Here is an 11815-nt window from a genome sequence, read left to right as displayed (position 1 = left end):
CCCTCGCGCCGGCCCGGCTGGCCAGGCGGGAGCGGGCCGCCCCGGCCCAGGCCGTCGCCGGCAGGGGCCCGGCGGCGGGGGCGGACGCCGCCGGTGACCCGGAGCAGGGATCACACGATCTTCGTTCGGCACGCGGTCCGCGGCCGTCACGGCCGGGCCCGTCCGGCACGGCGCAGGGGGAGTAGGCGATGTCCTGGGCCAGCCGGCTCTACCGCAACCAGTCCCATGTCGACTTCGTAGGCCGGCGCCGGATCTGGTACGCCTTCTCCGCGGTCCTGTTGGTCGTCTGTGTCGCCAGCATGCTGATCCGGGGCTTCTCCCTGGGCATCGACTTCAAGGGCGGCGCGCTGTTCCAGTTCCCGTCCGGGGGCAGGCCGGTCACCGTGGCCGAGGAGACCCTCTCCTCGGCCGGCGTCGACCCGGCGGACTCGGTCATCCAGGAGCTCGACACCTCCCACCAGCTGCGGGTGCAGACCCCGACCCTCTCCACCGAGCAGGCCAGCGCGCTGCAGAGCGCCATCGAGAAGCGTTTCGAGGTCGCCCCGACCGACATCGACATCTCGACGGTGGGCGCGTCGTGGGGGTCGACCATCACCAGCAAGGCGCTGCAGGGGCTCGCGGTCTTCCTGGTGCTGGTGATGGTCTACCTGTCGGTCCGGTTCGAGTGGAAGATGGCCGCCGCCGCCATGGCCGCACTCGTCCATGACCTTGCCGTCACGATGGGTGTCTACTCGCTGGTCGGTTTCCAGGTCACCCCGTCCACGGTCATCGCACTGCTGGCCATTCTCGGGTTCTCCCTCTACGACACGGTCGTCGTCTTCGACCGGGTCCGGGAGAACACCGCCGGCATGAGCACGGCCAGCCGGCGCACCTACGCGGAGGCCACCAACGACGCGTTGAACGAGACCCTGATGCGTTCGCTCAACACCTCGTTCATCGCGCTCGTGCCGGTCGCCTCGCTGCTGTTCGTCGGTGCCGGCCTGCTTGGCGCCGGCACCCTGGAGGATCTCGCCCTGGCCCAGTTCGTGGGTATCGCTTCGGGCGCCTACTCGTCGCTGTTCGTCGCCACCCCGCTGCTGGTCGACCTGAAGAAGAACGAGCCGGCGGTCAGGGCGCTCGACCAGCGGGTGGCCCGGGCGCGGGCGGCGGCCGCCCGGGAGTCCGCCAGGCAGCCGAGGGCCGCGGCGGCGGTCGCCGTCGGTGGTCGCGCATCCGACAGCGGGGCCGCGGCGGCCGGCCAGGGGCCGGGAAGCGGATTTCCCGATTCCGTTACCACCCCCTCGGACACGGACGATCGTGGACGTGGTGAGCCGGCCAGCGACCGTGAACCGGCCGTCGCCGGCGTCCGGCCGCCGCGGCCCGGCGCGGGCCGGCGCCCGACACCGGCCCGGCGTTCTGGCCGCAAAGGCCGTCCCAGCGGTAAAAAACGGCGGTGACGACCATCGAACCAGTCGAAACGACCATCGGACCGGCCGGCGGCACCAGCGGCCTGGCCGCTGGCGGTGCCACAGCCGCGGACGTGCTGCGGGCCCACATCCGGGATGTCGCGGACTTCCCCCAGCCCGGGGTGGTCTTCAAGGACATCACGCCGTTGCTGGGGACGCCGGCCGCCTTCACGGTGGTCATCAACGAGCTGGCCACGACCGCGGGCGGTTACGGCCCCACCGTCGTGGCGGCCATCGAGGCACGCGGCTTCCTGCTGGCGGCCCCGGTCGCCTACCGCACGGGGGTGGGTGTCGTGCCCATCCGCAAACAGGGCAAGCTGCCGGGGGAGACGGTCAGCCGCACCTACGACCTGGAGTACGGCACCGCCACCCTTGAGGTGCAGGCCGACGCCTTCCGGCCGGGTGACCGGGTGCTGCTCGTCGACGATGTGCTGGCCACGGGCGGTACGGCGGCCGCCGCGGCCGAGCTGGTCCGCGCGTCGGGCGCGGAGGTCGTCGGGCTCGCCGTGCTCATGGAACTGACCTTCCTGTCCGGGCGTGACCGGCTCGCGCCGCTCGCGATATCATCGATCATGGAAGTCTGAGGGTCGGGGCCTGTTCCTCGTCAGCTCGGCGCCCCCGGCCGCGGCGGCCCCGGCCGTGCCGCTCCTGGTTCGTGGTGATCCCGGACGCGGCGTTCCTGGCCGCGATGACCCCGGCCGTGTGACCTTTGTGTGATCCACGGGCATTGGCCGGGGTTGCGGGAGGAGGCCGGCTCACGGAAGCGTTAGCCTTCAGGGGTCCGACATGAAGCAGGAGCGGCTTGTGCCCGAGGCAGCCCCGGTGACGGCTGGAGCGTCCGAGCCTGGCGCGACGACCGTCCGGGGGTCGTCCGCGGCAGGTGAATACGCCGTGCTCGCCCGCGGGGACAGCCACCGCGGCCCGTCCGCTGGCGCGCTGTCGCCGGCGGCCGGGCCGGGACGCCCACCGCAGGCGACCTCGGCGGGACGCGCCAAGACAACCGACGGTGCGCCGCGGCCGGCTGACCCGCGGCCGGCTGACCCGCGGCCGGCCGACCCCCAGCCACCGGTTGACGTCCAGCCGGCTGGCGCCCGGCCGGCCAACGGCGTCCAGCCGGCTCCCTCGTCGCCGGCTGTTCTCCCGCCCCCGCCGGTTCCGTCCGCGGCCTCGGCTCCATCCGCCCCGCCGGCTCCGCCCGCCGTGCCGGCCTCGGCTCCGCCCACCCCGCCGGCTCCACCTGCCGTGCCGGCCTCGGCTCCGCCCGCCCGGGCTGGCGCCCCGGCCTCGCCGACGCGCCAGCCCGGGCTCCTTGTCGACTACGGTGAGTTCGGTCCCGATGACGGTTCGCCGGTGGTCCCGCGCCTCGGGCACGAGTCGCCGCCGTTGCCCCGCCGGGTCCGCGGGCGTTTCCCCAGGCTCGCGTCGCATCGGGCGACCCCGCCGTCACTGCTGGACCCGGTGCTGCGCGGCCTGCTCGCGAACCATCCGCGGGCCGACGTCGGCCCGGTCTACCAGGCCTTCGAGACCGCGGCGGGGGTGCACGCCGGCCAGGTCCGCCTCTCCGGCCATCCCTACATCACCCATCCGGTCGCGGTCGCGAGCATCCTCGCCGATCTCGGGATGGACACGCCGACCCTGTGCGCCGCGCTCCTGCACGGCACCGTCGGCCAGGCCGGCATGACGCCTGAGCGCATCCAGGACGAGTTCGGCGACCACGTCGCGCTGGTGCTCGACGCGGTGATGAAGCTGCACCGGGTGAAGGTCGGCGAGGCCGCCCAGGCCGAGACGATCCGGCGGATGGTGGTCGCGATGGCCCGCGACCCCCGGGCCCTCGTGATCAAGCTTGCCGCCCGTCTGCACAACATGCGCACGCTGCGCTTCCTGCCCGAGCACAAGCAGGAGCGCAAGGCCCGGGAGACCCTGGAGATCTACGCTCCGCTGGCCCACCGGCTCGGGATGAACTCGCTGAAGTGGGAGCTGGAGGACCTCGCCTTCGCGACGCTCTACCCGAAGCGCTACGACGAGATCGTCCGGCTGGTGGCCGACCGTGCGCCGAGCCGGGACACCTACATCACCGCGGTGGTGACGCAGGTGCAGGCGCACCTGGCCGAGGCGAAGATCAGGGCCGTCGTCACCGGCCGGCCCAAGCACTACTACTCGATCTACCAGAAGATGGTGGTCCGCGGCCGGTCCTTCGACGACATCCACGACCTGGTCGGTATCCGGGTGCTGGTCGACTCCCTGCGGGACTGCTACGCCTCCCTGGGCACCATCCACGCGAACTGGAAGCCGATCCCGGGCCGGTTCAAGGACTACATCGCGATGCCCAAGTTCAACATGTACCAGTCGCTGCACACGACGGTGATCGGCCCCGAGGGCAAGCCCGTCGAACTGCAGATCCGCACGCACGCGATGCACAACCGGGCCGAGTACGGGATCGCGGCGCACTGGAAGTACAAGGAGGACGGCGTCGGCGCCCGGCCCTCCGGGGAGAGCAGGGCGGGTGCTCTCGGGCTCGCCGACGGCGGCTCCCGGGGCGGCGGCCGTTCCCGGCGCGCCTCCGCGGGGGGTGACCAGACCGCCTGGCTGCGCCAGATCCTCGACTGGCAGCGGGAGAGCGCCGGACCCGGCGAGTTCCTCGACAGCCTGCGGTTCGACCTGCACACCGACGAGGTCTTCGTGTTCACCCCCAAGGGGGACGTGATCGCGCTGCCGGAGGGGGCGACCCCGGTCGACTTCGCCTACGCCGTCCACACCGACGTGGGCAACCAGTGCGTGGGCGCGCGGGTCAACGGCCGGCTCGTCGCGCTGGACACCCCGCTGGACAACGGGGACACCGTCGAGATCTTCACCTCCCGGGCGCACTCGGCGGGCCCGAGCGAGGACTGGCTGACCTTCGTCCGTTCCTCCCGGGCCCGTACGAAGATCCGTCAGTGGCACGCGCGGGAGCGGCGGGAGGACGCCATCGTCGCCGGCCGGGACGCGATCGCCCGGATGATGCGCCGCCACGGCCTGCCGCTGACCCGCCTGATGAGCGGCGACACGCTGCCCAGCCTGGCCAGGGACCTGCGCTACCAGGACGTCTCCGCGCTGTACGCCGCGATCGGTGAGAAGACCATCAGCGCCCAGCACGTGGTGGGCCGCCTGCTGGCCGCGCTGGGCGGGCCGGAGGGCGCGGCCGAGGACGTCGCCGAGACCGCGCTGCCCACCCGCGCCCTGCAACGGACGGCCGGCGACCCGGGGGTGATCGTCAACGGCGCCGAGGACGTGTGGTCGAAGCTCGCCCACTGCTGCACACCGATGCCCGGGGACGCGATCGCCGGGTTCGTCACCCGGGGCAAGGGCGTCTCGGTCCACCGCCAGGACTGCCCGAATCTGGCTACTTTGTGTAATAGTTCTCGTGACCGGACGGTGCCGGTCGAGTGGGCCGCCTCCTCGGGGTCGGTGTTCCTCGTCGTCATCCAGGTCGAGGCGACCGACCGCACGCGTCTGCTCTCCGACGTCACCCGGGTGTTGACCAACCACCATGTCAACATCCTCTCGGCGTCGGTGACGACGACCAAGGACCAGCACGCGGTCAGCCGGTTCACCTTCGAGATGGGGGACACCAAGCATCTCGGCCACATCCGGGACGCCGTGCGCTCGATCGACGGTGTGCACGACTGTTACCGGATCGCCTCCGGGGCGAGGTGCTGACCATGCTGGTGCGGTGGGGGGATCCGGCGGTTCCCGGCGGGAGGGGCCGCCGGCCGGGTCCGCGTCGTCGATGTCGCCGTGACGGGGGGCTGTCACCGGCGGACGGCGGGGGCACGGAGCTGTTCCGCGCCGGGGCGCACCGAGGCACCGGGACGTATCGAGGGGGAGCACTATGGACGCTGAGATCGTAGGTGCCGGGATGCAGGGCGCGGCGCTGCCCGCGCGGATGGACCGATCCAGCGGGGGGCAGGCCGGCGGTGGGGAGGACGCCTCACGGACCCTCGCGGCCGCCTGGCTGGCCGGCAGCCGGCTGGCCCACCTCGCCCGCCGGGTGGCGGCGGCCCGAAGTTCGCCCCCGGAGCCACTCGTACCACCCGTCCTGCGGGGGATCATCGACAGGCACTGCCAGCACCATCCCAAGGCCGACGTCGCTCTCATCGTCCGCGCCTACGAGGTCGCCAACCGCCAGCACGCCGGCCAGATGCGGCACAGCGGCGATCCGTACATCACCCATCCGCTGGCGGTCACCGACATCCTCGCCGAGCTCGGGGTGGACACCACCACCGTCGTCGCGGCCCTCCTGCACGACACGGTCGAGGACACCGGCTACACCCTGGAGGCCGTCACGGCGGACTTCGGCCCGGAGGTCGCCAACCTCGTCGACGGGGTGACCAAGCTCGACAAGATGCGTTTCGGGGACGCGGCCGAGGCCGAGACGCTGCGGAAACTGATCGTCGCGCTGGCCAGGGACTACCGGGTCCTGCTCATCAAGATCGCCGACCGGCTGCACAACATGCGGACCCTCGGCTTCAAGTCCCCGCCCAAGCAGGCGCGCATCGCCCGGGTGACGCTGGAGATCCTCGCGCCGCTGGCGCACCGGCTCGGCGTGAACGTCATCAAGCGGGAGTTGGAGGACCGGTCGTTCGCCGTCCTGTATCCCGACGAGTACACCCGGATCCAGGCGGTGGTCGACACCTTCACGGCCGCGGAGGGTGAGTCCGGCCAGCTCGCCTCGGTCGTCGACAAGCTTGCCAGCGGCCTGGCCGAGGCGCGCATCGACGCCAGGGTCTCGGCCCGCACCAGCCACCTCTTCTCGATCTACAAGCGGGCCCAGGAGCGCGGCTTCGAGGCACGGGACTACAACGACATCGCCCGCGTCCTGATTCTCGTCGATTCAATCACCGATTGTTACGAGGCGCTCGGGGAAGTACACGCCCTGTGGCGACCGGCGCCGGGGCGGCTGCGCGACTTCGTGGCCACGCCCAAGTTCAACATGTACCAGTCGCTGCACACCACCGTCATGGACCCGGCCGGCAAGCCCGTCGACATCCAGATCCGTACGGACGCGATGCACCGGCTCGCCGAGACCGGGATCATCGCCCGGCCGGTCGGGCCGTCCGCGGACGGCGCCCGGCTGGAGGGCCTGGCCTGGCTGCACAGCCTGCTCGACTGGGAGGGCGACGCCAAGGATCCCGGCGAGTTCCTGGAGTCGCTGTCGGCGGACCTCGACTCCGACGAGGTGCTCATCTTCACCCCCAAGGGGCGGATCATCGCGCTGCCGGCGCGGTCCACGCCGGTCGACCTCGCCTACGCCGTCCACACCGAACTCGGGCACCGGGCCATCGGCGCGCGGGTCAACGGCCGGCTGGTCCCGCTGCACACCCGGCTGCGCAACGGCGACGTGGTGGAGATCCTGCGCTCGGGGCTGCCGGACGCCGGCCCCTCCGAGGACTGGCTGGATTTCGTCAAGACCTCCCGGGCCCGGGTACGGATCCGCCGTGGGCTGACCAGGCAGCGGCGGGAGACCAGCGGCCAGCAGCCGGATCCCGGACACCCCGCTGACCGGCAGCCGGGACACCCGGATGCCCGCCAGGACGATACCCGGGATCCTGGCCCGCTCCCCCCCGGCAGCCAGCATCCGGACACCGGCACCGGCATCGGCACCGGCGGTGACATCAACAGTGATGACAGTGACTGTGATCACAGTGACAGTGACGGCAGTGACAGTGATGCCGGCAGCGGCGTCGGCGCCGCCCCCAGGGCCGGCACCGGCACCGCCCCGGAAGCCTCCGACCGGCCCGCGGCCACGGCCCCGTGGCCCGCGGCCCCGTGGCCCGTGGCCGCCGCCGTCGGCCCCGCCGCCCCACCATCCCCGGCGGGCCTGGTGAGCCCGCCCGTTCCGGCGGCTCTGCCCACACCGGCACCCACACCGGCGCAGGCGCCGGATCCGGGGGCGCGCAAGGCCCACAGCAGGCGGAGCCGGCGGCGGTCACGGGACATGGACGAGGCCCTCACCTGGGCGGGGACGGCCGCCATCGACGGCCGCAGCGGTGTCCCGGTCCGTCCCGCCCGCTGTTGTCTCCCACTGCCCGGGGACGACGTCGTCGGGTTCACCAGCACGCACAGCCCCGCCGTGTCCGTGCACCGGTTGCGGTGCGTGAACGCCGCGAGCGACCGCCATCGGGTCGCGGTGACGTCCTGGCTCCCGTCGGCCGAGGGCACCTTCCCCGCCGAGATCGCGGTCGAGGCGTTCGACCGCCACGGGCTGCTCGCGGACATCACCGAAATGCTCTCGGATGTGTCGGCCACGGTCCGTTCCGCCTCCTCGATCACCTCCGAGGACCGGGTGGCCCGGGCCCGTTTCACCGTCGAGGTCGCCGGCCCGGCACAGCTGGACGCGCTGCTCGCGGCCGTACGGACGGTCGGCGGCGTCTACGACTGCTACCGTGCCGGCACCAGGCCGGGCTGATCCCCGTCCGCCTGGCGCGCCACCCGCGTGCCGCCCGATACGCCACCGGTGGCCGGCGGGAGCCCGTTCCCACCGGTCACCGGCGTTCAGACCAGAACCCGCAGCTGCTCGTCGAGGTCACGTACCGCCTGGATGCCGCGCCAGGGCGACAGGTGATCACGGATGTGCAGGATGCGGGTCAGGCCGAGCGAGAAGTCCGTCTGCGCCACGATCGCCAGGGCGTCAGCGGCGAACTGGCAGGCCTGTTCGATCTCCCGTTGCTGAATGTGCACCTCGGCGACGGCGCTCAGCAGCAGGGAACGCTTCTTGGTGGTGGTCGGGCTGGTCGTCCGCAGCCCCTCGAGGGCGGTCGCGCGGGCCGCGTCCGGGCGGCGCAGCCGGGTGAAGGTGGTGACCCGCATCCCGTCGAGGCGGGAACGGTCGAAGAACTGCGTCCACACCCGGTCGTCGGCCGGGGTGGCCTGCTCGAAGGCGTCGACGGCGCGGTCGAGCGCGCGCAGCGCCGCGTCGCGGTCCCCCTGGTGGGCCTGCTCCTCGGCCTCCCGGGCGGCCAGCCAGGCGCAGGTCATCGGGCTGCCGCCGTGCGCGGCGTGACGCTGGGCCTCGGCGAGCAGCGCACAGGCCTTGTCCGGCCGTCCGTTCATACTCGACTGGAAGCTTTCGTAGCCGAGCACGCATGCCAGCAGGGCGTCGTCGCCGGTCTCCTGGGCGACCTCGGCCGCGACGCGGTAGTAGGCGCGGGCGTCGGCGCTGTTGCGCATGTCGAAGGCGAGCCAGCCGGCCAGCGCGGCGGTCTCACCGGCGGTGACAGCCAGCGCCTGGCGCACCGCCGAGCGTGGCGCGGCCTCCAGTAGACGGCTGAGGGCGGCCAGCTGCGCGGTCACCCGTTCCATCAGCCGGTGGGCCGGTACCCGCTCCTCCAGCCCGAACAGGCCGGCGGTGCGGGCGGAGAGACTGCCGACGACCGACGGGGTGGCCACGGCCTGCTGCCGTAATGCCACGGAAAGTCGCTCCCATGGCGGCCGGGTGTCAGGCGACACGGTCGTGGCGTCCTCGGCCGCCGCGACCAGCCGGAGGAAGGGGCGCTGTTCCGCGCCCGGCCGCGACGGCCCGGACAGGTGCGCCGGCCTGGGCCCGGCCGCGATGTCACCGACAGTACCGACGATGTCGGCGGTGCTGGTAGTACCGGCGGTGTGGGCGGTGTCGTTCTCGATGAACCCGAGTTCCCCGGATGTTCGCTGAAAGAGAGCTCCCAGCAGCCGTTGGTAACGAAGACTGGGCTTCTTGTCGCCTTTCTCCCACTTGCAGACCATGTTGCCGGTGACGCCGGCCTCACGCCCTTCGCGGCTGGCGGCGAAGTCACGCAGCTCCATGGCCAGTTGTTCCTGCGACCAGCCCCGTTCCTCCCGGCAGTTTCGCAGCCGGATGTTGGGGGTGCGTACGGACGGACGGGAAACGGCAGTCGTAAGGGCACTGCTCGCCGGAGTCATCGTCTGCCTTTCGCCGTCCATCAGCCCCCGTATGGCCCCCCGGTAAAAGAGTTTATCCATGGCCTTATGGCCGCTGGTCGCCGCCCTCCCACCGCCTGTGGCAGCCGCCGGCCGCTGCCCCGCGTCCCGCCGCCATGCCTTGTGCGGTAATGACCTGGTTGTACGGCAGCCGGACGGCGGCAGCACGCCGTTCCGTCCGGCCTCCGGGCGGCGCCCTTCGCGCGGCTGGACGGCTCCGGTCCCGCGGCCCGGCCCGTGCGTTCCAGAATCATTTCCCGGCAATTTTGTTATCGGCGACACAGTTGACGACATGGTTGATGGCACGTCAGCGCCCCGCCGGCCGCCGTTTACTGAATGTGCGTACATGGCGGAGCGCGGATGGCAGGGCGCGGGCACCGGAGAACAGCACCCGGCCGCCCGTCGGCGCGCGGTGGGAAGCGCACCGGCCGGCACCGGTACACATGCATGTGGATTCCCGCACATGCGGTGATGCCGGGTGCTGTCGGTCACATTCGCAGGCGGGAAATGGATGCTTCCGAGCGCGCTCGGTGAGCTCCGGTGACGGCCTGCGGCAGGCAGCCCGTAGAGTCTGTCCTGTGCGTGCAGGCCTCTTCGATGACGCTTCACCGTCCCCGGCGAATCGCCGTCCGTTACGAGCCTGGCAGGAGGCCGCCCTGGCCACCTACCGGACCCGGGCGGGCTCCGGCGCACGCGACTTCCTGGCCGTCGCCACCCCGGGCGCGGGCAAGACGACCTTCGCGCTGCGCGTCGCGTCCGACCTGCTGCACGACGGCGTGGTGCGCGCGGTCACGGTGGTGGCGCCGACCGAGCACCTGAAACGGCAGTGGGCCGACGCGGCGGCGGAGGTCGGCATCTCCCTCGACCCGGCCTTCCGCAACACCGCCGGGGCCACCTCCTCGGACTACACCGGCGTGGTGCTCACCTACGCCCAGGTGGCAGCGCATCCCGCGCTGCACCGGCTGCGCTGCGAACGCCGCCGCACCCTGGTGATCCTCGACGAGATCCACCATGCCGGCGACGCCCTGTCCTGGGGTGACGCCGTCCGGGAGGCGTTCACCCCCGCGACCCGGCGCCTCGCGCTCACCGGCACCCCCTTCCGCTCGGACGTCAACCCCATCCCGTTCGTCACCTACCTGCCCGGGCCGGACGGAGTGACGCGCAGCGTCGCCGACTCCTCCTACGGCTACGCCGACGCGCTGCGTGACGCGGTGGTGCGCCCGGTGCTGTTCCTGGCCTACTCCGGGGAGATGACCTGGCGGACGAGCGCCGGGCACGAGCTGTCCGCCCGGCTCGGCGAGCCGCTGAACAACGAGCAGACCGCCGCGGCGTGGCGCACCGCCCTCGACGCCCGCGGCAACTGGATCCCCGCCGTCCTCGCCGCCGCCGACACCCGGCTGTCCCAGATCCAGGCCGGTGGGATGGCGGACGCCGGCGGGCTGGTGATCGCCAGCGATCACGCCAGCGCCCGCGCCTACGCCGGGATCCTGCGCCGGGTCAGCGGCACCGAGCCGGTGGTGGTGCTCTCCGACGACCCCACCGCCAGCTCGAAGATCGCGAATTTCCGGGAGTCGCGGCAACGGTGGATGGTCGCCGTCCGGATGGTCAGCGAAGGCGTGGACGTCCCACGTCTGGCCGTCGGGGTCTACGCCACCTCCGTGGCCACCCCGCTGTTCTTCGCCCAGGCCGTCGGCCGGTTCGTCCGCGGCCGGGGCCGGGCGGAAACCGCCTCCGTCTTCCTGCCCAGCGTTCCGACGCTGCTCGCGCTCGCCGGCGAGATGGAGGTCCAGCGTGACCACGCGCTGGACAAGCCCCTGCGCGAACCGGACGCCTTCGACGACGCCGCCCTGCGCGAGGCCAACCGGCGCCGGGACGTCCCCGACCTGCCCGAACGGTCCTTCACCGCGCTGGGCTCCTCGGCGCATCTCGACCGGGTCATCTTCGACGGCGGCGAGTTCGGCACCCAGGCCGCCGCCGGCTCCGCCGAGGAGGAGGACTTCCTCGGGCTGCCCGGCCTGCTCGAGCCCGACCAGGTCGCCGTCCTGCTCAAACAGCGGGAAGCCGCCCAGCTCGCTGCCCGGCGCCGGCAGGAGCGCACCGAGGGCCGCCAGGACCCCGCCGGCCGCCCCGCCCCGGGCGCCTCCGGACAGACGGTCCCGGCGGCCCGCGCCGCCGAGGCGGACAGCCCGGCCGCGCAGGCCACGGACAACCGTCCGACCCACGAGGTGATCGCCGAACTCCGCCGGGAGCTCAACCGGCTGGTCGCGGCCCACCACCACCGCACCGGCCGCCCGCACGGGGCGATCCACGGCGAGCTGCGACGGACCTGCGGCGGCCCGGCAACCGGCCAGGCCACCGCCGCCCAGCTACGCGCCCGCATCGACACCGTCCGCCGTTGGGGGCCCCCCGGATAGCGG

General features: G+C 72.8%; 6 protein-coding genes and 1 pseudogene. 6 read left to right on the top strand and 1 reads right to left on the bottom strand.

From position 1 onward, the window contains the following. The 5 genes and pseudogenes from NBW84_RS11405 to NBW84_RS11385 form a co-directional block, all read left to right on the top strand. A pseudogene (locus tag NBW84_RS11405) lies at nucleotides 1-185 on the top strand (hypothetical protein); the annotation flags it as partial. A gap of 3 nt (nucleotides 186-188) precedes the next feature. Then, a complete protein-coding gene (gene secF, locus NBW84_RS11400) occupies nucleotides 189-1436 on the top strand; it encodes a protein translocase subunit SecF (protein WP_250284385.1) in 1248 nt (415 codons plus the stop codon). 26 nt (nucleotides 1437-1462) lie between these two features. Beyond that, a complete protein-coding gene (locus tag NBW84_RS11395; protein WP_250284391.1) occupies nucleotides 1463-2029 on the top strand; it encodes an adenine phosphoribosyltransferase in 567 nt (188 codons plus the stop codon). Between the two features lie 766 nt (nucleotides 2030-2795). Continuing rightward, entirely contained in the window at nucleotides 2796-5141 is a 2346-nt protein-coding gene (locus NBW84_RS11390; RefSeq protein WP_445548693.1) for a RelA/SpoT family protein, read from the top strand. A gap of 172 nt (nucleotides 5142-5313) precedes the next feature. Then, on the top strand, nucleotides 5314-7890 hold the full coding sequence (locus tag NBW84_RS11385; RefSeq protein WP_250284384.1) for a RelA/SpoT family protein: 2577 nt from the start codon (nucleotides 5314-5316) through the stop codon (nucleotides 7888-7890). 86 nt (nucleotides 7891-7976) lie between these two features. Here NBW84_RS11385 and NBW84_RS11380 read toward each other — a convergent pair whose 3' ends face one another. Then, complete coding sequence (locus tag NBW84_RS11380; protein ID WP_250284381.1) at nucleotides 7977-9401, bottom strand: helix-turn-helix domain-containing protein; 1425 nt, start codon at nucleotides 9399-9401, stop codon at nucleotides 7977-7979. Between the two features lie 575 nt (nucleotides 9402-9976). Here NBW84_RS11380 and NBW84_RS11375 point away from each other — a divergent pair. Then, on the top strand, nucleotides 9977-11812 hold the full coding sequence (locus tag NBW84_RS11375) for a DEAD/DEAH box helicase (RefSeq protein ID WP_250284379.1): 1836 nt from the start codon (nucleotides 9977-9979) through the stop codon (nucleotides 11810-11812). Nucleotides 11813-11815 lie beyond the last annotated feature (3 nt).

This window comes from Protofrankia sp. CiP1_Cm_nod2, assembly GCF_920664355.1.
Taxonomy (GTDB): domain Bacteria; phylum Actinomycetota; class Actinomycetes; order Frankiales; family Frankiaceae; genus Protofrankia.
The sequence above is the reverse complement of the archived record's forward strand: the minus strand, read 5'-3'. Positions and strand labels throughout refer to the sequence as shown.

What these genes read in the sequence shown, in the direction of transcription:
- secF (WP_250284385.1), top strand. Translation starts at nt 189, where the DNA reads ATGTCCTGGGCCAGCCGGCTCTACCGCAACCAGTCCCATGTCGACTTC.
- NBW84_RS11385 (WP_250284384.1), top strand. Translation starts at nt 5,314, where the DNA reads ATGGACGCTGAGATCGTAGGTGCCGGGATGCAGGGCGCGGCGCTGCCC.
- NBW84_RS11380 (WP_250284381.1), bottom strand. Translation starts at nt 9,401, where the DNA reads ATGGACGGCGAAAGGCAGACGATGACTCCGGCGAGCAGTGCCCTTACG.